Origin of the sequence: Fuerstiella sp., from assembly GCA_022447225.1 — a bacterium.
Lineage (GTDB): Bacteria > Planctomycetota > Planctomycetia > Planctomycetales > Planctomycetaceae > S139-18.
In genome coordinates, this window is record JAKVAZ010000011.1 from 47,425 (window position 1) to 71,157 (window position 23,733).

Consider the following 23,733-nt stretch of genomic DNA (forward strand, 5'->3'; position numbering starts at 1 on the left):
CTTTCTTTCGGTAAGGGTGTTATTGAGCCGGTATGACTGTTGCAGAATCATGAACTGGCAGAGATGCCGACAGCCGGGGCTGGTAAACGGACAACTCAGAAAAGACGTTCGAATGTACTAAGCGAATCGTGAGGTAAAGGATCGAGTTACGATTGCAGACTGTGTAAATGGGGCCACGTATACAGCCCGGAGTCGTGTTTGTCCGACCAGACAAATTTCAGTGCATAATTTCCGGTCAATGAAACATCATTCAGCTGGATGTCGTTGGCGACACTGTCGGGATCGAGAATCTGAACCCCCGTGAATTCATCTATGCACATTGCACAGCGGCAGCTTTGTCGCAGCAGGCGAAACGGCAGTCGGGAGACGTCATTTTCATCCCAAACGATTTCAAGAACAGCGGCGTCACGATGAACACGAATGTTTTGAGGTGTCTTCATCACCGGAGTGTTTCCTCCGCACCATGTGATTTCAAGCAGGAAATGATTCCAGCAGCAGTTCTACGTATTCTTCCAGGGACTCTGTGATTTCTTCGTATTCGACCAGTTGATGGTCAAAAAAGAGTACACCCGGATATTTGCCGGTTAAATCAATGCAGTAATAATCACCTTCTCCGTTTTCACCGATCACCAGTACCTGGTCGGGCCACTGAAAATCAGTGCCATCCGGATGCATGACTGATTCCGACCGAACTTCATTATTGATGTCCAGTACGTCGGCAGAGTCACTCAACAACTCAACCGAACTGACAAGACCTTCCCTTTCCGTACCATCATCGGCACGATTAATGTTGAGCAGTTGCGGAGGAAATTTGTCGAGTAGTTGTTTGTAGTCTTTCCGCAGGGGGAGTCCGGTCAGTTCCTGAATCTCACTGAATGTTTCTGACATGTTTTCAATGGTATCCCGACTGCTGAATGAGGACGATTAAAGTCTGAATGACGTGCAGTGAACGTCATATGAACGCAAATTTGTGCACCTGCCCAATAAATTGCTATACTGAACCTTATGAGTATTATCCGAACCTGTACGGGCAGACTTTGCGGGCTGAAACCTGATTTCGTTTGCTGGGTGTGGGTTTGTTGTGGACTCTCCGCTGCTGGCGCCGAATGGCCGTACTGTCCACTGAATGCTTCCCAGCCACCGACCGTTGATTCCGACTGGGGTTGCAACGGAATCGATGCGTTCGTTCTCCGGAAGCTTACTGAACAGGGACTGCAGCCGGCCCGAACTGCAGAGGATGCCGTCCTTGTTCGGCGGTTGTACTTTGATCTGATCGGACTTCCACCCAGTCCCGATGACATCCGACGGTATCTGGAGGATTCGTCTGAGGATCGCTGGGAATCTTTAGTGAACCGGTTGCTCGATGATCCTCGCTACGGAGAACGCTGGGGACGCCTCTGGCTGGACCTTGCACGTTATGCGGATACGGCCGGATACGAGGGTGATCCTGATCTGCCTCACGTGTGGAGATACCGTGACTACGTTATCGATGCATTTAACACCGACAAGCCGTATGACGAATTTGTGAGGGAACAGATTGCCGGAGATGAAATCCATGAAGTTATGGGGGCCGGCGAGCTGCCGGCGGTCCTGCCGGATCGAACAGTGGCACTCACCTTCTTACGGCTGGCTCCCTTTACCGAACCACGTGGCGATGAGACACGACACGAAATGCTGAGTGAAATTACGTCGACTGTCGGATCGGTTTTTCTGGGACTTACGGTCGGGTGTGCCAAATGTCACGATCACAAACATGATGAGATTTCCACCAAAGACTTCTACCGAATGAAGGCGTTCTTTGCGACGGTTTCCATGCCGCCCCCCGAACCCGGAGATATTTATCAGATTGGTGGTTCCATACCTGCCGCATTCTATCGTGATGGCGAAAAGGACTGGGCCGACCGGCGAAGAAGCAGATTCGAACGTGAAATCAAAGAGTCAGCACATCAACTGGAACAACTGCGTGCTGAACTTACCACACGTCTGAATTTTAGATCAGGATTTGGTTTACAGACTGTGGGCCAGGAGCACGGAAATGATTACGTCTACACGCGATCTTCTGTAAACGATGGAAAGCTGCATTGTTCGGTCGCAAACTGCGACGGGGAATCCTGGACGTTTTTAACGGACAGTCTTGCCGAATCTGATCCGGGCGTTGTGAGCGGATCAAACCGCGGTTTGTGGTTCGGAGATCTTTCTGCATCAGAGTCGATGACGCTTGGCCAGTATTCTGGGGGAACCCGGTCAATTGCGGCAGACAATCCCTATCACGGTGACTTCGCCCAGATCCTGATTTACGATCATCCGCTGAGTGAGGTGGAACGAAATCAACTTGGGCAGTGGCTGAAGGCCGGAAGTTCTCAGGCTGCCGCCGGTCTGCCGAAAAACGGCCTTCGTGTCTGGTTCGATGCAAGCGATCTTGATGCCGATCCCGGTTCCGATAACCCGCCGGCGGGAAGCCCGGTGGTCGAATGGACCGACCGTGTCAGCAACATAACGCTTGTACAGAACAATCCGGACCGACAGCCGGTCGTCAGCAGAATCACATCCGATTCCGGTCAGGTTGCCGGCATTCGATTTGAAGACGATTTTTTGGCAGCAACACTGACCGCTGCCCCGTTTGCCGATGACCAGCAGGGTTCAATCGTTGTGGTTTATTCGGCTGAGCATTCCGCTGAAGGATATGGATTATCCGTTGGTGGTCATGGAGAATTTATCAGTACCTTTGTGAACCCGGGAGCATCCGGAAGCAAAGATCTGGAGTCCGCGCTGGAAAAAACGGATAACAGTGTGGTGTCTGTGGAGGAGCGAAAACTCCTGTTATGGCTCAGTGATCGTGAACGGATGCTTGGGCAGCAGATCAAACGACTGGATCCTGTTGCCATGTCACTGCGGCATTCTTTTGGCCCTCCGTTTGAACCGGGAGTGCCTGTTTCGAGGGTTATGATTCGCGGGGAATACGATAATCCTGGTGAAGTTGTAGAACCGGGTTTTTTGAGCTGTATCACGGGAAACGAAGACCCGGCCGACATTCGACTGGATCCCTTCAAACGCTGGCCGACCCGCAGTCGACGAATCGCACTGGCTGAATGGATAGCCGGTGAGGATAACCCCATGACGGCACGTGTCCTGGTTAATCGTCTTTGGCACTGGCATTTTGGTCGTGGAATTGTTTCTACTCCCAGTGACTTCGGCCAACTCAGTGGCGGCCCGTCCCATCAGGAGTTACTTGACTGGCTGTCAGGCCGGTTCCTGCAGAATAAATGGAGCATTAAGTCGATCCACCGACTGATCCTCACGTCTGCGACCTGGCGGCAGACATCCATTCGAGTTGATCCAAGAGCATCAGAGATCGACCCGAACAATACTCTGCTTTGGCGACATCGAAGACAGCGTCTGGACGCCGAAACAATTCGTGATGCGATTCTGACGGTGAGTGGTCGCCTTAATCCGGAACAGTACGGACTCCCCGTTTTTCCGCCGCTTCCGGACGATATCGAGCAGCGTGTTAAGTATTCAAAAAACAAATGGGACACGCAAACCGGACCCGAAGGCCGGAAACGCAGCATCTACATTTATCAACAGCGAACACTGACGATGCCGTTCATGCAGGTATTTGATGCTCTGGTCTGTGATGAGTCACGACCGCGACGAAGGTATTCTGTGACTCCTCTGCAGGCACTCGCTATGTACAACGGACGCCTGGTCAATGAAGAAGCAAAGTACTTTGCCCAACGTGTGCGATTAGCGTCCGGGGCTGATGCGAGTCAGGCTGAACAGATCGTACAAGCCTGTCAGATCGCACTGGGGAGGCCGCCCACAGAGCATGAACAGGCAAGTATGGCACCGTTGTTCACGTCAGCGAACAGTGGTCTGGAATCTGTGTGTCGAGTGCTGATGAACAGCAATGAATTTATATTTGTGGATTGATATCGAGTGAACAGTTTGGGACGCACGTCCCGGAGTCGTCAGGAATCTCAGGTCAATCCGAAAACCTGCCATCACTCCCAAAGCGAACCGGAGTGTGCAACTGCAGAAACACGTCCAATGCCCATTACTCGACAGCATTTTCTCAACACGACCTTCAACGGCATCGGTGCACTGGCGCTGAGTGACCTGATGGTGAACAGTCCAGGGGCGGAGTCTGCGGCGGTAAATCCTTTGGCTGTGCGGGATCAACATCTGCCGCGCAAAGCGAAACACTGCATCTTTCTGTTTATGCAGGGAGGCGTGAGTCAGATGGATTCATTCGAATACAAGCCCGTGCTGAATGAGTACCATGGCAAACCGCTGCCGCGAATACCAAGCATTTCCGGTGAGCTTCAGGGACGACTGACATTTCCTCATGTCACGATCGGCAGTCCCTTTAAATTCCGGAAATATGGTCAGTCAGGGCACTGGTTTTCCGAATTGTATCCGCATTTGTCAGGACACGCGGACAAGTTGGCCATGATCCGGGGAATTAAGACCGACAATCAGAATCATGGACCGTCGACACTGCATGTGACAACAGGAAGCCAGTTTCCTGGCAGTCCGTCAGTGGGGTCATGGGTCACCTACGGACTGGGATCGGAAAATCGCGATATGCCCGGGTATGTTGTCGTCCAGGATCCGCGCGGAGCTCCTGTCAATGGTGCAGCTGTCTGGGCAAATGGTTACCTTCCGGCCAGCTACCAGGGGACTCTGCTGCGTTCGGAAGGAACACCTATTCTGAACCTCGCCCGCGCTGAGGGGATCTCAGCCCATCAGCAACGCAGTGAATTTGACGTATTGGGAGAGCTCAATAACCGCCACCTTTCACGACGTGCTGATGACACGGAACTTGCTGCTCGCATCAATGCCTATGAGCTTGCGTTTCGAATGCAGACTGAGGCACCCGAACTTGTTGATATCTCAGGCGAGACATCGGCGACACATCAGCTTTACGGGCTTGATGATCCGGTGACCGCCCGATTTGGACGCCAGTGTCTGCTTGCACGACGTCTTGTCGAGAGTGGTGTGCGGTATACGCTTCTGGTGCATGGAGTACAAATTGGCAAACACAGCTGGGATGATCACGGGGACGTGCAGGGTCGCATGGTAAGGCACTCTCGTGAAGTTGATCAGCCCGTTGCGGCACTGCTCACCGATCTGTACGAGCGGGGCCTGCTGGAAGACACTTTGGTTGTGTGGGCGTCGGAAATGGGACGTACACCCTTCAAGAACGGTTCAATGGGAAAGAAACCTGGTCGAGAACATAATTCCTGGAATCTTGTGATGTGGATGGCCGGCGGAAATGTCAGGGGTGGCTCTTCCGCAGGAGAAACCGACGAATTTGGACTGCGGTCTGTTGCTGATGAGAGTATTCCGATTCGCGATGTTCATGCCACCATTCTGAATCTGATGGGCCTGCACGACGATGAGCTGCGTTATCATCACGCAGGTCGCCTGCGTCAGTTGACGGACATTGGGGGATACGTACTGGACGATATCATCGCGTAACACAGGGTGTGAAACGACCGACACTGTCTGTTTTTTTTCTTCCGCAGAATTCGTTCAGCTCAGGCAGGATGTCTGTTCAGGTGAAATGAACTGCGGTCCCGTTTCATTCTTACCATTTCCGTCGGAGCATTTCAGTGACGTCCGCAGCGTGGCACGTTCTTTTTCGGAGAGCCTGATGCACGACCCCCTGTGGTTTGCTTCTCAGGTCTGTCGGAAACGGTCCCTTCCCGCGGCCGCAGAAACAATCGTTCCGATTTATTCTAATCCGTAGTGTTCTACATCAGGCCAGTATTCCTCAAAGTCGAAGTTGGGACTGTTGTCGGTATCATGGCAACTGTAGCACATTGACTCAGCCTGCTCGTAGGTCACCTTAACCTCTCTGCGAGCCAGCTCCAGGTTGCCGCTGTCGAGTAACTCAATATGTCTGCTGCCGGGACCGTGACAGTTCTCACACTGGTTGCCGGCGAGCAGTATTTGTAGTTGTTCGTCTTCTTTGGTTTCGGCAAACTCGCTGTTCAGAAATCCGCTCCGATAGCGAATATATTCCTGTGGGTCCCAGCCGGTGACATGACAACTGAGGCACTCCGGGTCATGTGTCCGACTGACACCATTCAGACGTTCGTATCCTTTACGTTCATTCGTCGGATCAAGACTCTCGAACGCATGAGCATGCGGTGTTTTTTTCCAAATCTCGTAAGCTTCTGTGTGACACTCACCGCATTTGGTCGCTCCGACAAATGACGCGCCACCCGGGTGTCCGATAACCCCATCTGTCAGGACGATTTGTTCATCACGCAGTCTTTGCTGATAGTTGCGCATGTGGACGATCATCTCCGGTGAATCAGCAAACTCGCTGCGTTCCAGGGGAATCAGCTGGAAGCGAATCGGTGTTTCTTCGTTTGCGGGATAAAGGCCAAGAATGCCGACGTATTTCCCCTTGTGACCTACCTGCAAAAACAGGGTCTCGCCAATTATCTCTGTGTCGGCAGTCGGGTCAGGATCGCTGAATCCCTGTCCGACAACGACCGCATCGAATTGCGGGTAACGGATCGCCAACGCCCGGGAGTCCTCCAGGTGACTGTGAGACAGCAGAATTCGACAGTCCACATTCCGCGATTCGAAATCACGCAGGATGTTTTCAATGGACGGATCAGGGTCGCTCCAGGTGATGTCGGAACCGGCTCCTTCGGCGACCACGGATTCGATCGTGGATTTGCTGATGATGCTCGTGATGCCGATCCTTCGTTCACCGATTTGTACGACACGCGACTGAACCGGAGTGCCGATTTCCGGGGAGTCGTAAAACAGCAGGTTGGCGCTAACCAGTCGCAGTGCCGCGTCAGTGTCATCCGACGCGTCCTGGGTGATGAGAAAGTCGGGTTGCAGCCGGAGATCCTCCGGACCCAATCCGACCGCGACATACTGAAGATCTTTGAGTGCCTGCATCGATGTTTCGTACTTGATCTGCGATTGACGAACTGTACGCCGGGAAAGCCCTCCCAAATCGACACCTCGAATATCCCAGCCGGCGTTTCTGAGTTTATGCCAAAGGTCGGCCCGTCGTGACATGCCGCCCAGTTGGTTTGACGTGCAGCCACACGGTTCGAAAAAACCATGCTGTTCACCAGTGATCATCAGGGCCGCCTGAGGTTTAGGCCATTTATTCCATATCGGTACGACGTCGGAATTAGGGGCAGCCTGCTGTGTAGGCTCGGATGGATCATTCAGTGCTGTGTCTGCCGCGGGACCTGGCTTGCCGGACATTTGAATGGCCAGCCAGAACAGAGATCCTGTCAGGATGATTCCAATAATAGTCAGCGACAAATTTCGCACGTCAGCAGTCTCCGGAGCAGGAGCTTTATGTTTTAAGCAGGAATCGATTCACCGGAGGTGATCATGACATTTTTTAACTCTGTCTGTAAAGATCGGGAAATAATCGATGGGGTGACCGCAGGGTCCGTCTGCGGAGCGAATCTGTCATTACAGGCTGTTGGTAACGATGAGGGACATGACATTTAAAGTGTTGCAAGATTACAGTTGAACATCCATTCGTTCAGTCAGATTGAAGACGACGCAGATCACAGTTGCGTCGGTTCCGTTCAGGAACCGTTTAATGAACACACCGCCCCTGGCGGCGAAGACTCATTTATCCGCTGATGGACACTGTGATTGCGGGATTCTTTATTGTGATTTTCGGAGCGGACGACTTTGTGACCATGAACAGTTTTGGAGGGACCAGGAAGAATGTTTGCGGCAGTTGTTTGATCTTTCCGGCGGAGATGTTCAGCAGCTGTGTTTCATTTGGCCGTGTCCTCACGATTTTCGGATGCAGAAGTGCCGAAAAAAAGGTGCAGTTGGTCCCGCAGCGGGAAGGGACATGCGGGAATTCGCAGCTGCCTTTCCGACCGTTCTTTCATGGGGCGTCGTTTTGGTGAAATCTGTTCAGACAGACGAGATGGTGAAAAACAAAGTTCAACGGCAACGGAAGGCAGGCTTCATCCGAGACCGGTACCGGTTTCACAAAAGCCCGGACAGATGTCCGATTCAGTGTCTTGTGTCCTATCGCTCTCAGTCTGTCAAAAAATCCACTGTAAAACATACGGTCACCAACAAATGTCTTACTGTCTGACGGGGAGAACCGGGAGGGTGTGGTATCTCCACAGTACTCATCTTTGATGTTGCAATGTCAAAATGCGTTGAATGTCGCACGAATGACAATTTCCGTTTCCATCGGATGGTTGGTAACGATGCGAATGCTTCCTGGATCTGAGCTGGAGCGTTTGGAGCTCAGGCCAATGGGTGCAACGGAGATGTTCATGCGGTATCGAGCCACGTTTCCATTTGGTTTTCCCATCGGCTCAAGGGCCACTTTAAGGAAGTTTGGGTCCGACTCGACTTCGAGAATCTTGAGTTCTTCATCGAAATTATCCTGATTCACAATCAACATCAGACTGGATTCGTGCCCCCTGGAAGCTGGAAACTGTCCGAGGCTGATGAGTCGTGTCCGATCACTAAATCGAGTTCCCCGCATGGGGCTGATTCGGATATTGCCCAGACGTCGTGCGTGTACAGGTACCTGAACGTCGTCTGCTTTACTGTCATGGAATGCCACTGTCAGGATGTCTTCCAGCTTGCCAACAGGGAAATCAGGTTGGATGGTCAGGTTGAAGTTCCAGCCGCTGAGGGCCTGATTCAGTCTAAGATCTGATTCTGTCATTGGGACGTATTCGACCGTAGTGAACTCTGAATCGGTTGAAATGGACTCGATGGTCAAGTCCGGAATGATCCGCGAAAACATGGTTGTCTTAATAACTCCAGGTGTAGTTCCGTTGAGATTTCCTGCGGACCATGCACCAGCCGGTTTCGTGATGATCGATGTCTCTACGATTCCTGTGATAAGGTATATGAGTTCGGTATTGTCGGGGTCATTGGTTTGGACCTTGGCAGCGTGACGGAATGCAGCGTCTTCTCTTTCAGCTTTCCACTGAACTGTGACGGTTGCAGATTCGCCAGGTGGAACGTGATTTCGATCGATTGAAAAGCTGGTGCACTGACATGTGGTGTCTCCGGTTGTCAGTTCCAGCGGAGCCTCTCCTTCGTTGGAAATGGTGAATTCATGATTTTTATCGGGTGCGTGGAGCCGCATACGTCCAAAATCGTACATTTGTACTGCTGATACCGCTTTCGGCCAGGGACCGGTCGGCGACACTTTTGGCGGAGGACTAACTTCCGTACCGGTGTGATTTTCAGCTTCGTCAGTATGGTCTCCATGATCGACAGTCCGGATTAAGTCACTGGTGCTTTGGGGACCACCTGGATCCTCGCATCCGGACAGCAGAATCACAATTCCGATCAGACAGGAACTCGGTTTCCAGAGGTCTACCGTTTGCTGTCGCAGAGTTTGTCTTGCCATGCTGCTCATTGTATTACACCACTAATAATTCGGTTCATGTTTCTGATGTCTTCGACCGAGAGGTATTGGTCACTGTGCCCCCATGCCCGATTTACTGATTCGATATCCTTGGCCCTTCCGGCAGTTGCACAGGCTGCGGAAATCTGTCCTGCAGCCTCTTCCAGAAGGGCCAGTTGTACTCGGAACGCAGCATTTGTGGGATGCCACGCAACCACCTGTCTGAAATCGTCAAGACTGTGTTCAATGTATTCATGCTGACCGGTGAGCTGATAGACCTGATGATACACCAGGGCTCGTGTGAGCCTCGCATCAATTCGGCGTTTATCGCTCGCGATGTAGTTGGCGCACGCCGATTCAATCGTATTTATCTTACTGTCCGGGATGCCGGCTTTCCCCGCAGTTTGCTGTGGGTCTTGCCGCATAAGTGAATACGCTGCAGTCCTTACAATGTGTTGGCGAATGATCGGGGACCAGGGGTCGGCAGCCGCGGCCAGTTCAAATGCGTGCTGAGCACCGCCGTTGTCCCCGGTCCTGAATCGCAGCTGACCGGTGCTGAACTGAACCCGTGCTGAGTGGACGGGCATGAGTCCCCAAATCAGTGTAGCGGCCGCAGCGGCTGCCCAAATCACGGACTCAAGGAACGGACTCAACCCGGGACGGCGTACCGGAGAAGAGTCATGCTTGTGTTGTGACGCCGGCGCCGCGACCATGGCCAGTGCGATCAGAAGAAACCACAGTGTGGTGATCTGAAGTCCGCCTGCTCCCAGTAGATGCACAAGCAATGTAATACATCCTGCCGCGGGTCCCAGTGGATTCCACGGGAGCTTGCCAGCCGCAGCCCCGACAACTGCGGCCAGCAGAATCGCAGTGGCGCTCATTGCTTCCGGATACCCGAATGCACCCCCCGTCAGCCAGTGCCATCCAAAATGCAGGAAAAGGCAACCGATGATTCCCGGGACGACTGGTAAGATGTTGGATTGTACTGTTGTGCCGCGGTCCGGGGGGACTGACCGAATAGAGCGAGCGATACCTGCAACGATCAGCAGCATTCCCGCAAACCCCACAATTCCTGCGAAGCACCATGCGTCCAGCAGGAAATTGTGAGGATCCATAATTGACTCGCTTGACTGCACAGGCTTGTGTGTCAGATACAGCTGCCGAAAGTTCCCCGGTCCCGCTCCAAACAGCGGTTCTTCACCGATGACACCGACAGTTCCAATCCAGTACAGCAGGCGAAACTGTAAAGATCGTGGTGACTCAGACAAAACCTCACGGTCGATGACGCCGGACAGGATCCCGGCGAAAAACAGCAGTGTTGCCGGAACCGCGATCGTCAGAATGATTCTAAAAATCGACCACAGTCTGGACGGAGATGTGTCTGACTGACGATTACTTCTGCTCAGCAGCAGAATGATTCCAACACCGGTTCCTACCCAGGCTGTTCGGCTTTTCGTCAGAATGAGGCACCAGCCGACCACAATGAGTGCCAGAATCGGGATTGCCAGTTTCTTCCAGTCATGTTGAGGGACCCGCCATTCGGATATCAGTCCGCCACTCAGCAGCACCAGTCCGACTGCGAGAACTCCTGCCAGTGTATTTGTGAGCGCGAACGGACCGAACGGTTCTGTACTGTTCAAAAGCCGTTCTTCGAACAAGTCACGTCCTGGGCCATCCAGAATTCCTGCACTTGCGAACTCCTGCCGGATCCTCGCTGCTTCCAGCGGATTGGTTTCGCTGTCAAGAAGCCTGCGTTTCTCGAGATATGACTCTGCTTCACGAGCGTAGAAGACATGACTTTGCCAGATACCGAACACGGCCAGTCCGCAAGCCAGGCCGGCGATCAGACTGACCAGTGTTTGCCGAACGGTCTGACGCGACGCCAGCAGACGGCACAGCCAGCCACAGGCAGCAATCGCGGTCCACGCAATTGCCAGATTAATCGCGGCACGTCGGTCCCCTGAAACCCGAAAGACATTCCACGTTGAAAGCCAGATACTGACAGTAAGAACCATTAAGCCGCAAGTCACAAGGCCACCAGGCGTGACCCGGAATCTCCATGATGGTCCTGAGGCCCCGGTTCCCGAATCGAGCGGAGAGTCCGAATTCTGCCAATGTTTCCACTGCAGGATTGCGGTAACTGCGGCAAGCCACAAAAAAGACAGATGCAGCCCATCACCTTCAATTGCAGCCAGCGACGGCCAGTGAAATTCACAGGCCAGCAATGATGCCAGAACTGCAAACTGTCCGACGGGTTCTGTTGAGAACGAATCCGCAACCGACCGGCCTGTTCTCTTCATTTTTGCTGTGGTACGGATCATCAGCCGGTTCAGTTTACAGAACTGTCTTGTGGAGCAGATGACGTGTTCGCAGTCTCACACATTGACACCTGTCCGGATGTTGGATTTAAATCTACTGACCGGGATGCCATCGCCTCCCGGTGTCTTTTGGCAGACCTTCGTCCGGCGGTTTCCAGAATTGCGACTACAGAAAGTACACAGAAGATCAGAGCGATTACCATGAACGCACCGGTCCAGTCCTTTATCTTATACAGCAATAATCCGCCAAGACCTGTCATCAGTGTTGCCAGGTGAATTGTGAGCACCGCGTGAGCCGGTTTCAGTCCAACGTCAACCAGACGGTGTGAAAAATGACTCTTGTCGCCATGAAACGGACTGCGGCCATGACGCAGCCGAATCAGGATTACAGTGCAGAAGTCATACAGTGGTATGGCCAGAACACACAGTGGTGCAAGGATGACGTGGCGACTTCCGGAGGTCTCATAAAACGTACCGGATACGGTTAGTGTTGCCAGAAGAAATCCGATCAGATTGCTGCCTGAATCTCCCATGAATATTGATGCCGGAGGTCGATTCCAAACCAGAAAACCACCAAGTGCTCCGGATGTGATCAACAGGCCAAAAGCCACAACCCAGTGTGGAGTCGGGACCAGAGTGAGCAGAATTCCGGCAAACACCATACAGGCTATCAGACTGATTCCGGCTGATAACGCATCCATGTTGTCCAGGAAATTGAGAGCATTAGTGAGAACCACAATCCACAGAACGGTCACTGCGAATCCGATCCAGGGTTGTGTGACAAATACTGTTGCCTGAATACCGGCTGCGGTGACGCTGGTTGCAACACCCAACTGAGTCAGCAAACGGAATTGCCACGGAATATTCCATCGGTCATCAGCCAGCCCCACCAGAAACAGTATTGTTCCGCCGGCGACAATCGCTGTCATTTGGTGAGACAGTGTCGGATTGTCGTCCAGTGTTGACAAAAGTGTTTGGAAGCCTGACGAAATGCGAACAACCTGTGCCGGTGCCAGGTACAACGCGAACATTGGTGCCGCAATCCCGATTGCCAACGCAATACCACCGCCCAGTGGTGTGGGATGTTGATGAACTTTGCGGCGTCCAGGCTGGTCGACGAGGCCCATTCGAGGTGCGAGCGCACGGATCAGTGGAACGCAAAAACAGCTGGGAAAAAATGCAGCAATCAAACATGCTGTCAGGAAACTTAACACTTCCATTTTGCAATTCGCCAGGTGGCAACGGGACGCCACTGAGACGCCTCACCGCAACGCCGATCTGATTTTATTCGCAGAACAGGAATAAGTTACTTGGAGTTTAATTCCGGCACCGGAACAGACCTGCATCAGGAGGATTCTGCGTGAAATTGGACTTTGACCGGTGTGACTCAATCTACGGTGACAAGTTTGCGCGTGACGGTGGATTTGGTTGGTCTTTTGCAGTTTTGCTGCCGGACCACAATTGCAGTTGGAAATTACTTCAATGCAAAGGTGTTCGTTTGTTCACTGGATGATGGCAATTCTGGTATCGTTTCATAACCAGTTTGTAGTTTTGGCAGTGGACATCTCCGCATGATTTCTGGTGGTTATGTTTCGTAAGTGTTATGATATCAGCATCTTAAGGCAATGCTCTTTTTTTTGGGTCGTTTTTGGCGCAACACTTGCGTAGCTGTGTGATCATAACGAAGACGGTCATTTCGGTCAGCAGTATCGAACGGAAAGGGAGAGTATCATGCGAACATCCGTTACCCCCAAAATTATTCGCCGACTGCTGGCAGCGGACGGTTATCTGCATCTGGAACTTCCTGAACTGGCAGCGATTGAACTTCAGAAAATGGAAAATGCTGGTCCTCTGGAGGGACCTCGTCGTCTTTTACTCGGTCTGGCACTTAAGCGAGCTGGTGAATCGGAGCTTGCAATCGAACACCTGGAAGAGGCCGCCCGTGTCATGCCCACTCCTGTGCGAGGTTTTGCGTGGAGTGAACTGTCCGGCTGCTATAAGAACATCGGAAGTGATGTAATGGCAAATCTTGCTGATTCTCTCGGTGGTGAAAAAACCTACGAGTTGCGAATTGCGCTGCCGTTTGGAGAAATCAGTATCGAGTCAACGGCAGCCGCAGTGGCGGTTGTTTGACTGTGTCTGTCCGGTTCTGATTCCGGCGACTTACCAGCAGAGTTATCCTGTTTGGATGGCTCCTTTTTTTTTGCGTCTGGCTGAACGATCGAATTCCTGTCATTCCTCTGTTCGCAGATCCTGTCACGCGACATACTTCCGTTTCCACAATTGATGTGGATTCAACCAACAGCGTATGGATCGATTGAGGTTTCAGGATGGATACACGGCCAGAAGCATGGACCGCGCTACTGGTGGTTTTTGGGACGTTCGCGCTCATCGGATGTCGCAGTCATCAGCATGCCCGGATACTTTCGGCTACCGACAAAGACATGGTGGGAAGTCACGAGGCTGGTGCCGCAACCTGGAAGCCGCTGATCGATGAATCAGTGGTCAGACTCCTGGGCCGGTCTGTCGACAGTGTCGAAACCGTTTCATATACAACTTCGGGTGGCGTACCGGTTCGTACCGTATGTTTTGCAGGTGTGGAAAATCGAAGCAGCGAACCGTTGGGAGATTTTCGTGAGCAAATCTACGAACACATTGACTCACTCGTGGGCCAGTCTCCCGGTTTTCGGATGATCAGTCGGCGATATGTTGAGGCAGCGATGAAGGATATTCGCTGCCGACCGGACGCACTGATTCTGCCTGCGAATCAGAGACAGCTTCAGGCCGCGCTTGAACGAGTCGAGCAGCCTTTTGATTATCTGCTGTTCGCGCAGGTGACCTCCGGGACAACAGAAACCAACGGTGACTATCAGCGTGACTACCTGCTGACGTTGGAGCTTCTGGACATTCACACAGGAGTCGCCATCAAGGAGTCGGCACAGCTTCGCAAAGGGTATCATCGATCCTATGTTGGTAAGCTTAGGTACAAGTTGATGTCGAGTCCGTAAAGCGGATCTGTAGACGGTCGGGACGTTACAGATTTGGAGATCTGGCAGATCACAGGCAGTTCCTGGGTTTCTGTTAGCGGATGCAGACGCCACCGGAATAGCGAAAGCCATTGCGATGAGTCCGGCATTTAGATGTATCTTACTGATGGTTCCGTGGTATTTGTTCAGTTCGATCGGTTGCCGGTCGACGGTGCATGTTCATCAGCAGATGATATCAGCGTACGATCGCGGCGAGGTGGATGATGCCCTGTTTCAGCTGGAACGTCTGGCTGACAGTGGTCCCGGTGAATCGAACATTGTCTCATTGAACCGTGCCATTCTGTATCTCATGGATTCACGTCCCGAGTCAGCCGTTCCTGAACTGGAGTGCACTCGCAAACGGCTCGACCATTTGAAGCAGATCGATGTTGTTGAACGAGGGATTTCCATATTGGATGATGATTCGTTCAATGCCTGGACCGGTCAGGATTTCGAGCGACGAATGGTTGACAATCTTCAAATCATTGCCGGTTTTTTACAGAACGATGATGACTCGTTCGCACTGGTCTCCAGGGGGATGAACGGTGTTTTCACAGACGAGCGAATTGTCAATCCGTCCTGGAAATCCAGTGATTTTACGAAGTCGGGGACGGTCAGACGGGCCGTTGCTGTTCCTGCACGGTTTGCAGCAAATCGTATGACGGCGTGGCTGGCTGCAGCACTGACTTCGGAACGAATGATGGACGCTGATGCCACGGATCGACTGATAAAGCAGGTCGCGGCCTGGGAACCTGCGGGACATACCGACGTTGATGATCTGCACACACTGGGTACACGAACCTCTCAGAATTTCGGTACGCTGCAGGTCGTCACGTTTGCCGACCGAATATCACCCCGGAAGTCTGAACAGGCCCTGCCGACGACGGCTGCTTTAGTGGTGGCTGATCGACTGCTGTCTGTCACCGGTGACCATTCACTACCGCCAACCATTTTTCCCGTTCTGGTCGACCGACCGGTCAGTGAGCGTTACGAACCGATGTTTGTGACACATATGTCGGTTGGTAGTGCGGAATCAAAAAGTAGTCGATTGCTGGTCGATCTCAACGCAGCCGCATGGGACGCTTGGCAGGCGGATCGGGATCAGCAGCTGGCTCGCGCAGTTGTGCGACGTGTCGTCAAAAAAAGTGCCGTTTACGGAGCCAGGAATGCTCTTGGTGTACGCAACGGATCTGGTGCTGATTTACTGTTGAACGTGGGGGGGATGATCTGGGAAGCTCACGAGCGGCCGGATCTGCGCCAGTGGAACCTCCTTCCGGCGGCGATTGAAGTGGCTCAGATGGAACTTCCTGCAGGAAATCACACGGTCAGGTTGCAGGTCTTTCCGGAACGTCAGCAATCACCAGGAAGACCCGTCGATCAGGTGGAACTTCCGGTGATGATTGAGGATGGTCGCAATACGTTTGTAGTGTGTTTTCGGCCGCGCAACAGACTGGTTGGGATACAATGCAACAGGCCGGGCGTCAGATAGACGTTGGGGGCTGATTTTCCTGTACACGCGAACAGGTATGGCGTTGTTTTTGGGTCTGAATTCTCAGTCCGATTCGCGGATTCACGTTTTACAGCGCAGCTAATTAATGACTCCGCTCACAGGAAGTCTCAGTGGTTCTGAACGACCTGCAATGCGAATGATCAATTCATCTTCAAAATGACCGCGGTCCGGTGGTGCGCTGAATTGAACAGGCACTACATGCACCGTTCTTTTTTCCGCCGGAACTGTGACCTCGAAGCAGTCTGACATTCCGTCACAGTCTATTGCTGCGATTCGGAATGGCTTTTTCCCTTTGACGACGATTCGCTGCCGGATCGTGTTGCCCGCCTGGACCGGTCGTAACTTCACCAGAGAAGGAGTGACCGTAATATCCGGTATGACTATTCCTTCGACCATCAGGGGAACGTACGGGTTATTTCTGTCGTTGGTGACGATCGTGATCAGATCCCGCAGACGTCCGGCACCTGCCGTGCTGTTCAGTTTGACCAGTAATCGGTAATCCATACGACCGTTACTGCGCTGTCCGGGAATCAGACGTGCTGTCAAATGGGGGTTGTCAGTCCTGACATCGACAATGTTCCAGTCCGGCCGACCGGCGTACCGGATGTTCACTGTTGAGGTATCGCCCTGACCAAGGTCAACATTGTTGAATCGCACCAGTCCGGGATCAAAGACAACATCACTGCGAATGTATGCCGAGATGGGAATTCGTATTTCAGCGTAGCGAGGTGCGTCAAAGCGAATAATAAGGTTGGAATCTTTCTTCTGTCGGAATTTGTGAGTGTTCATTTTGACTTCAACTGTTCCGGTTTGTCCCGGTTCAATCGTTGTCCGGCCAGGCGTGGCGGCAGAACATCCACATGTTGTTGTCACTTCCGAAATATGAACGCTGAGGTTGTAGATGTTTCGGATCTCAACCAGTTTCTTTACCTCGGATCCGGTCGCGATCACGCCAAAATCGATTTTCTTGGTCTCGATCATTGGCCTCGCCCAGTCATCCGAAACGGCGTGTGGCATGAGCAAGGCCGACACACAGATGCTTGCAAGAATTCCAATTTTCATGATCTGTATCTGCCTCAAGAGTAGCGTATTCCGGTAATGAGACCTCCCGTCTTCATGCCGCCTGCGAACCCGAACATAAGCCCGATATTCCTGCGTGTAACGCTGGTACACGTATCCGAGTTGATGGGAGCAACCTGGAATGTCGTTCCCACGCGCAGAACTATCCCCAAGGATGATCGACGGAGTGATAACCTTACGTTAGGGGGATGAGATCAAAGTGTCAATCTGCAGGTTATCAGGGGACGATAGTCCTCCTGGCAGGAATTGCCGGTAAATCCACACTTCAGCTGGGTACGATCGGGACGAATTGTGAGGTCTGTGCCATAAGGGCGATTGCTGCAGAACGACGCGATTTATCGGCTTCACCCGTCAAACCATACGTTCATTACTGTGATTTTCCATGGCGTCGGGTGATGGACTCCGCAATTTCGTCTGTTGGCCGGAGTCATGACACCAGCACAATACAGTCGTTGCTGATGTCTGCCGACGAGACGTCTGTTCGTGATGCTTAGTCCCCGACAGTACGCTCGATGTTGCACCGCGGGCTCGGCATGTGAACGGACTGCTTTATTCGGGAAACCCAAACCTGATGCTGATCACACGAGTCACGGTGGAAAAACAAAGCGATGAGTTCATCGATGTGACTATTTGACATTGTTCTTTATTTCCGTACCGGCTTCGGACACTTTGGTCAGAATGGGTGTGATCGGCAGCAACAACAAAGCCGTTTTTTTGCACAGTGTTCTGCTGCCAGGTATCCGGAACGCAAGTGTTCAGACTGCCACTGAGAACCGAGGTTTAGCCACGGACCTCCGATGTTTCCGCGGTACCGGCAGATGTATCAACCTTAAGTTCACTATCCGCACCAGTGTCATCATTTTCGATGAAACCGGATACGAACCGTGGAATGGTTGTTCCTGACTCGTGTCACGCATTTCGTGAATTGACAGCTGACTTGTTTTGGCAGAGACAGACCGACCCGTTGTCCGGATACTGACAGTGCAGTCCATTATCACCACACTGATATATTCTCGGGGCACATCTGTAATTCTAAAGATTTTGGCGTTGTTGCGCAAACCGAACGATGTCGGAATGAAAGAAACCCGCACCGTTAATGGTGCGGGTTTAAGCTGATAATGCGGTAATCCGTTGTTCTAATTCGTTCGCAGGATTCCTGGACGGGCGATGTGCTATCGAGAGAGCTTTACGTGTTTCCGTTTGAGGCGTCGAGCTTTTGCACTTGCCGGACGCCGTCCATGATTTGCTTTGTTGAGTTTTCGGTTTGTCTTAGCCATGTCAATACCTGACTGGATCCGGAAGTTAACATACTCAGCGGAAGGACGGGCTGAGCAGAATATCGATCAGTGAGAGTCCGCGAAAGGCAGACTCAACTCAGATTCTGTATTTCCCAAAGAGATTTCCGATACAGTTGTCCTGCTGCACATTGTCTGAAAACATCAATCGACAGGAAATCGAAACTCGCTTCAGCCGATTTCACGGACGGACACCCGAAATCTTTGCTGAGGTCTGATCCGATCTGTAACTTGCTGACAGTGGTGCACCTCATAAGAGGGTAACATTCCGGGTAGAATAAGGGATTCCGCTTTCATGCCGCAACGTGTTGTATTCTTTGACATCGACGGGACACTGCTGGCATCGGGGGGAGCCGGCCAAAAGGCGATGGAAAGTGCCTTGATCGAAGAATTTCGGATTCAGTTTCCGTTTGAAGGTGTTCTGACAGCCGGTCGTACCGACTACGGGATTGTAACCGACATTTTCGATCGATATCAGATCGCTCACTCGGACAAACAGTATGAGCGTTTTCGATGTGCATACCTGGAGCGACTTCCGGATAATCTGCAGACCTCGTCGGGTCAGGTATTGCCCGGTGTGGCAGAGTTGCTGGCAACGCTGTCTTCGAATGAAGACCTTGTACTTGCTTTGATAACGGGCAACTATTCGGAAGGAGCCTGGATCAAACTCCGACACTTCCGGCTGGACCGGTATTTTAAATTCGGTGGATTTGGAGATTGTCACGCCAATCGAAATTTGGTTGCAGAATCGGCCAGAGTGACCGCAGAATCTGAGCTGGGTAGTCCGGTTCCCGGGCATCACTGCTGTGTGGTGGGCGATACGCCGGCGGATATCGAATGTGCCAGATCCATTGGAGCGATGGCGATTGCAGTCGCAACCGGCACGTTCAACATTGATGAACTCGCCGCAAACAGTCCCGATCATGTGTTTGTTGACTTTCGTAATGTGAACCTGACCATTGACAGGATCACTGCCATCTTGCATTGACAGGAAGTGATGTCCCGCCCCGTCGCCGATGCTGAGGTCGATGAGACAAGGGAGTCAGTTTTTCTCACCTGCTCGGCGTGTTGCAGATTCCGTATATTCCGGCTGGAGTTCGTCTGGTACAGGAAACGGAGCAGTACAATTTCCGGCTGTCCTGAAAACCGGCCCGGCTGCTTTTCAGAAGTTTACTGTCTGGTATCGTTCTTCCTGACAATGCCCGCTCCCTGTCCAGAATCCATCGCCGGCAGACTGCCATGAAAACTGATGAAATTCGCGAAAAATACCTTGTGTTCTTTGAGTCTAAAGGCTGCATTCGCCGTCCCAGTGATGTCCTGGTGCCTCGGGATGACCCTACGGTACTGTTCACGCCGGCGGGTATGAATCAGTTCAAGAACGAATTCATGGGGATCGGTAACCTGGAATTTACAAGAGCTGCCACCTGCCAAAAGTGTCTGCGTACCGGTGACATCAGCAATGTGGGAGTCACTGCCTATCATCACACATTTTTTGAAATGCTTGGCAATTTTTCTTTTGGAGACTACTTCAAACGTGAGGCAATTCACTGGGCGTGGGAATTCCTTACCGGTTCAGACTGGCTGGGTCTTGAAAAGGATCGACTGACGGTCAGCGTGTATAAGGGAGCCCACGGTTTCGACGAAGAGGCCTTTAATATCTGGAAAGATGAGATTGGTCTGTCCGCGAATCGTATTGCACTTTTGGAAGAAGACGAGAACTACTGGCCGGCCAGTGCGCCCAGTAAGGGGCCCGACGGTGTCTGTGGTCCCTGCAGTGAGATCTTCTATCAGCCTGCGGGTTTCGATGGTGACGTTGAGATATGGAACCTGGTGTTCACGCAGTTCAATCGAGTTGGTGATCCGCCTGACAATCTGCGACCGCTGCCCGCAAAAAATATTGATACGGGAATGGGACTGGAACGAACGGCCGCTGCACTTCAGGGCGTGATCAGTAATTTCGACAACGACGTGTTCAGGCCATTGTGTCTGGCATCTGCCGAGATCACAGGAGTCGAGTATCGTTTTGACGCACCGCAGGGACGACCGATTCGACGAATAGCGGATCATCTTCGAGCGGTTAGTTTTTGCATTCATGAGGGGGTGATCCCCGACACAGAGAAGGAAAACTATATCGTGCGTCAGTTGCTTCGACGTGCATCGTTGGAAGGTTACCTGCTGGGAAAACGTGAGCCGTTCCTGTATCAAATTGTGCCCGCCGTCGTTGATGTGATGAAAGCCGCTTACCCGGATCTGACGGAAACGGTTGAAAGTGTGCAGAACACGATCAGGGAAGAAGAAGACCATTTTTTTGGTACAATTGAACGAGGACTTGCCCGATTTGATCAGTTTGCGGCACGAGCTAATTCCGATGACGGTGTGATTCGCGGAGAAGACGCGTTTGCACTTCATACTGAAGACGGATTTTTGATTGAACTGACCGAAGCGATTGCGGAGGACCGGGGGCTTAAAGTTGATCGGACCCATTACGATGAACTGACCGGTGAGCATGCGAAAATCAGCCGCGGAGGCAAAGAAACGTCGGTCATGGTGGCTGGTCCGCTCGACCTGATTCGCAAGCAGCACGGTGACACCGTGTTTCTTGGCTACGATGCTTTTACGTCAGAATCAACTGTTATCGGTTTGATCCACAACAACTGTGGTGTTGACAGTATTCCGGGCGGTACACGAGGAAGCTTTGGAATTGTTCTGGATCAGATGCCGTTTTACGGCGAGTCAGGCGGGCAGGTTGGAGATGTCGGCAGACTGACCGGCGATGGTATCTGTGTGGAGATTTCAGACTGTCAAAAACACAACCAAACATTATTTGTTCTTGAAGGCCGACTGACCACCGGGAGTCTTGCAGTCGGAGATGAGGTGCACGCTGAAGTTGATGAAACACGTCGAACCGGAATTCGGCGTGCTCATTCCGCAACCCACATCCTGCATCATGCACTGCACCAGATACTGGGAGAAAAAGCGACGCAGCGAGGCTCCAAAGTTGAAGAAGATGCCCTGCGGTTTGACTTTGCCCACCGGCAGGCCATGACACCAGAGGAAATTCGACAGGTTGAAGATATTGTCAACGTCAGGATAACAGGTGGTGCTTCCGTAGAAACAGAACTGTTGCCAATCGAAGAAGCCCGCGCACGTGGTGCGATGGCTCTGTTTGGCGAGAAATATCCGGACGAAGTTCGTGTCGTGACAATGGGTGATTTCAGTGTCGAACTTTGTGGTGGTACACATGTTGCGAATGTCGGTCAGATCGGATTGTGCCGTATTAGCTCCGAAGAACCTGTGGCCAAAGGTGTTCGCCGAATTACGGCTGTCACAGGTCCGCGAGCTCTGAAAAAGGGACGTGATGCCGACGAACTGTTGCTGCAGCTTCAACGGGTACTGAAGGCCAACCAGCCTGCCGATTTGCCGCCACGTGTGGACGCCCTGCAGAGTCAGTTGCGCGATCTCAAAAACCAAGTGGCCGTACTGTCGTCGGCTTCCGTATCCGAGGAAATCGATGACCTGGTTAACGGTGCTGAACATGTCGGCGATGTGAAGATCGTGGCAGAGCAGGTGCATAACGCGACACGTGAATCACTTCGAGACTACGTGGATCAGTTGCGCGACAGGCACAGTCCGATAGCAGTGATTCTTGCGGGCGAAGTGGATGGAAAAGTTGCCCTCATTGCAGCTGTGAGCAAACCTCTGGTGAAAGAAAAGGGTCTCAATGCCGGTCAGGCAGTGAAAGTCGCGGCTCAGAAGGCGGGTGGTGGTGGTGGTGGCCGCCCCGACATCGCTGAAGCCGGGGCAAAACAACTGGACAGAATCACTGAAGCGATTACTGCGGGTAAGAAAGCTTTTCAGGAACAGCTCGGATGAATCCGAAAAAAATGGCCTGAAATCAGCAGTCCTGTGATGATCCGAGTGGTCGACTTAACGTTCTGTTTTCTCGTGTGAGGACGGAATTGACTCAATGAGTGGCGGCAGAAACGCACAGGACATGCTGTGTGACAATCCATTGTACCTCGTGGATTCGGCAGTCAGTGTCTGGTATATCGAACAACGCAGACAGGAGCAGTTGGTCGGCTCTACAGTCCTCGACGTTTTAGTTCAGCAAGCACGTTTTGCACGATGGCCGATACTTCTGCGGGGTCGGTCATCACCGCATTTGTATCGGTCGGACAGCCCCCGACGGGCTGATCGGTAAATCCGTGAGCTGCTAGATGACACTGTAGTTCGTTGCTGAGTGTTGCTAAATCGGTTCGTTGTTCTGACGACATCGGCTGTCTGCCGTGTCCCATGTTGAAGCCTCGCAGTCCCACCGCTGCCCGAAATCCTTCCGGAAATTCGGCCGAATAGATCATGGCGTCAAACAGACGCACCAAGTCGTACTGCAGACGACGTGCTGAGTCAAGATCGCCGTTTAGTGTCGTGTCGTACAGTTTTCGTGTGAGCTCCGGGACAACGCCGGAGCTGGCGTTGGTTCCGCCGTCGCAGCCGACAAGCAGCATGGGCATCAGAGCTGCATCCCATCCGGTAAGAAACGCAAAGTCCGGTCGATTCGGCCGCACGGCCTGGATCATCCGGATCATATGCGGAATCTCACCGGATGAATCCTTGATTGCAACGATTCGCTCGCACTCTTCCGACAATCGCTGAACTGTAGGAACATCAATCGGGCTGGCGAACATCGGGATATTGTAGAGTGTGACGTCTACGGGAGTGTTGATACCGATTTCTCTGAAATAAGCATAAACGGAAGCCGGCGAAAGTTTGTAGTAAAACGGAGCCACGATCGCGACGGCCCGAACTCCTAACGACGCATAATATTCGCAGGCAGCGAGTGTTTCCTTCACATTGGCTTCGGCTGCCCCGGCAAGAATGGGCACGCGACCCCGTGTCTGGTCGGCAATAACGGCAACGATTCGCCGACGTTCCTCCGGGGTAAAACGTGTAAACTCTCCGGTGGAACCATTTGGGTACAGACCGTGAACGCCCCGCTCAATCAGCCAGTCGACATATCGGCGAAGTTCCTGCTCATTGATAGAACCGTCCGATGTATACGGGACGAGATTGGGAGTGAAAATACCCTGAAGACGTTGATGCGGCATTGGAAACT

The 23,733-nt window shown here is 52.4% G+C and carries 15 protein-coding genes; 7 read left to right on the forward strand and 8 right to left on the reverse strand.

The window, feature by feature from the left end:
• Positions 1 to 146: 146 nt before the first annotated feature.
• The gene (locus MK110_13410) at positions 147 to 440 is read right to left on the reverse strand and encodes a DUF971 domain-containing protein (GenBank protein ID MCH2212296.1); all 294 of its coding nucleotides are present in this window, start codon (positions 438 to 440) and stop codon (positions 147 to 149) included.
• 31 nt (positions 441 to 471) lie between these two features.
• Complete coding sequence (locus MK110_13415) at positions 472 to 888, reverse strand: SMI1/KNR4 family protein (GenBank protein ID MCH2212297.1); 417 nt, start codon at positions 886 to 888, stop codon at positions 472 to 474.
• Between the two features lie 117 nt (positions 889 to 1,005).
• Between MK110_13415 and MK110_13420 the strand changes: the two genes are divergently transcribed.
• On the forward strand, positions 1,006 to 3,930 hold the full coding sequence (locus MK110_13420; GenBank protein ID MCH2212298.1) for a DUF1549 and DUF1553 domain-containing protein: 2,925 nt from the start codon (positions 1,006 to 1,008) through the stop codon (positions 3,928 to 3,930).
• A gap of 117 nt (positions 3,931 to 4,047) precedes the next feature.
• Positions 4,048 to 5,481 (forward strand): DUF1501 domain-containing protein, encoded by a 1,434-nt coding sequence (locus tag MK110_13425; protein MCH2212299.1) that lies wholly within the window; start codon positions 4,048 to 4,050, stop codon positions 5,479 to 5,481.
• Between the two features lie 255 nt (positions 5,482 to 5,736).
• Here the strand turns inward: MK110_13425 and MK110_13430 are convergent, their stop codons facing one another.
• The 4 genes from MK110_13430 to MK110_13445 form a co-directional block, all read right to left on the reverse strand.
• Positions 5,737 to 7,314, reverse strand: coding sequence for a hypothetical protein (locus MK110_13430; GenBank protein ID MCH2212300.1), 1,578 nt, complete (start codon positions 7,312 to 7,314; stop codon positions 5,737 to 5,739).
• Positions 7,315 to 8,167: 853 nt separating this feature from the next.
• A complete protein-coding gene (locus tag MK110_13435) occupies positions 8,168 to 9,403 on the reverse strand; it encodes a DUF1573 domain-containing protein (protein MCH2212301.1) in 1,236 nt (411 codons plus the stop codon).
• Positions 9,400 to 11,712 (reverse strand): O-antigen ligase family protein, encoded by a 2,313-nt coding sequence (locus tag MK110_13440; GenBank protein ID MCH2212302.1) that lies wholly within the window; start codon positions 11,710 to 11,712, stop codon positions 9,400 to 9,402. The genes MK110_13435 and MK110_13440 overlap by 4 nt, the downstream gene beginning before the upstream one ends.
• An 8-nt stretch (positions 11,713 to 11,720) precedes the next feature.
• Positions 11,721 to 12,929, reverse strand: a complete 1,209-nt coding sequence (locus MK110_13445; protein MCH2212303.1) for an undecaprenyl/decaprenyl-phosphate alpha-N-acetylglucosaminyl 1-phosphate transferase — start codon at positions 12,927 to 12,929, stop codon at positions 11,721 to 11,723.
• A 511-nt stretch (positions 12,930 to 13,440) separates the two neighbouring features.
• Between MK110_13445 and MK110_13450 the strand changes: the two genes are divergently transcribed.
• The 3 genes from MK110_13450 to MK110_13460 all read left to right on the forward strand — a co-directional run bounded on the left by MK110_13450 (position 13,441) and on the right by MK110_13460 (position 16,224).
• Positions 13,441 to 13,842, forward strand: coding sequence for a hypothetical protein (locus MK110_13450; protein ID MCH2212304.1), 402 nt, complete (start codon positions 13,441 to 13,443; stop codon positions 13,840 to 13,842).
• 197 nt (positions 13,843 to 14,039) lie between these two features.
• On the forward strand, positions 14,040 to 14,717 hold the full coding sequence (locus MK110_13455; protein ID MCH2212305.1) for a penicillin-binding protein activator LpoB: 678 nt from the start codon (positions 14,040 to 14,042) through the stop codon (positions 14,715 to 14,717).
• 208 nt (positions 14,718 to 14,925) lie between these two features.
• The gene (locus MK110_13460; GenBank protein ID MCH2212306.1) at positions 14,926 to 16,224 is read left to right on the forward strand and encodes a hypothetical protein; all 1,299 of its coding nucleotides are present in this window, start codon (positions 14,926 to 14,928) and stop codon (positions 16,222 to 16,224) included.
• Positions 16,225 to 16,323: 99 nt separating this feature from the next.
• On the opposite strand, the gene MK110_13465 is transcribed toward MK110_13460, so the two are convergent.
• The gene (locus MK110_13465; protein MCH2212307.1) at positions 16,324 to 17,307 is read right to left on the reverse strand and encodes a DUF1573 domain-containing protein; all 984 of its coding nucleotides are present in this window, start codon (positions 17,305 to 17,307) and stop codon (positions 16,324 to 16,326) included.
• A 1,608-nt stretch (positions 17,308 to 18,915) separates the two neighbouring features.
• On the opposite strand from MK110_13465, the gene MK110_13470 reads away from it, so the two are divergent.
• Positions 18,916 to 19,608 (forward strand): HAD hydrolase-like protein, encoded by a 693-nt coding sequence (locus tag MK110_13470; protein ID MCH2212308.1) that lies wholly within the window; start codon positions 18,916 to 18,918, stop codon positions 19,606 to 19,608.
• A gap of 251 nt (positions 19,609 to 19,859) precedes the next feature.
• Positions 19,860 to 22,493 carry an alanine--tRNA ligase gene (alaS, locus tag MK110_13475; protein MCH2212309.1) on the forward strand — a complete coding sequence of 878 codons (2,634 nt, stop codon included), beginning with the start codon at positions 19,860 to 19,862 and terminating at the stop codon, positions 22,491 to 22,493.
• A 209-nt stretch (positions 22,494 to 22,702) separates the two neighbouring features.
• On the opposite strand, the gene MK110_13480 is transcribed toward alaS, so the two are convergent.
• Positions 22,703 to 23,725 (reverse strand): dihydrodipicolinate synthase family protein, encoded by a 1,023-nt coding sequence (locus MK110_13480; GenBank protein ID MCH2212310.1) that lies wholly within the window; start codon positions 23,723 to 23,725, stop codon positions 22,703 to 22,705.
• Between the last annotated feature and the right edge of the window lie 8 nt (positions 23,726 to 23,733).

Bases quoted from the DNA above. Each gene is read 5' to 3' on its own strand.
- MK110_13435 (MCH2212301.1), bottom strand. From the start codon at position 9,403: ATGAGCAGCATGGCAAGACAAACTCTGCGACAGCAAACGGTAGACCTC.
- MK110_13460 (MCH2212306.1), top strand. From the start codon at position 14,926: ATGATATCAGCGTACGATCGCGGCGAGGTGGATGATGCCCTGTTTCAG.
- MK110_13470 (MCH2212308.1), top strand. From the start codon at position 18,916: ATGCCGCAACGTGTTGTATTCTTTGACATCGACGGGACACTGCTGGCA.
- MK110_13450 (MCH2212304.1), top strand. From the start codon at position 13,441: ATGCGAACATCCGTTACCCCCAAAATTATTCGCCGACTGCTGGCAGCG.
- MK110_13410 (MCH2212296.1), bottom strand. From the start codon at position 440: ATGAAGACACCTCAAAACATTCGTGTTCATCGTGACGCCGCTGTTCTT.
- MK110_13455 (MCH2212305.1), top strand. From the start codon at position 14,040: ATGGATACACGGCCAGAAGCATGGACCGCGCTACTGGTGGTTTTTGGG.
- MK110_13440 (MCH2212302.1), bottom strand. From the start codon at position 11,712: ATGATCCGTACCACAGCAAAAATGAAGAGAACAGGCCGGTCGGTTGCG.
- alaS (MCH2212309.1), top strand. From the start codon at position 19,860: ATGAAAACTGATGAAATTCGCGAAAAATACCTTGTGTTCTTTGAGTCT.
- MK110_13415 (MCH2212297.1), bottom strand. From the start codon at position 888: ATGTCAGAAACATTCAGTGAGATTCAGGAACTGACCGGACTCCCCCTG.
- MK110_13425 (MCH2212299.1), top strand. From the start codon at position 4,048: ATGCCCATTACTCGACAGCATTTTCTCAACACGACCTTCAACGGCATC.
- MK110_13420 (MCH2212298.1), top strand. From the start codon at position 1,006: ATGAGTATTATCCGAACCTGTACGGGCAGACTTTGCGGGCTGAAACCT.
- MK110_13480 (MCH2212310.1), bottom strand. From the start codon at position 23,725: ATGCCGCATCAACGTCTTCAGGGTATTTTCACTCCCAATCTCGTCCCG.
- MK110_13445 (MCH2212303.1), bottom strand. From the start codon at position 12,929: ATGGAAGTGTTAAGTTTCCTGACAGCATGTTTGATTGCTGCATTTTTT.
- MK110_13465 (MCH2212307.1), bottom strand. From the start codon at position 17,307: ATGAAAATTGGAATTCTTGCAAGCATCTGTGTGTCGGCCTTGCTCATG.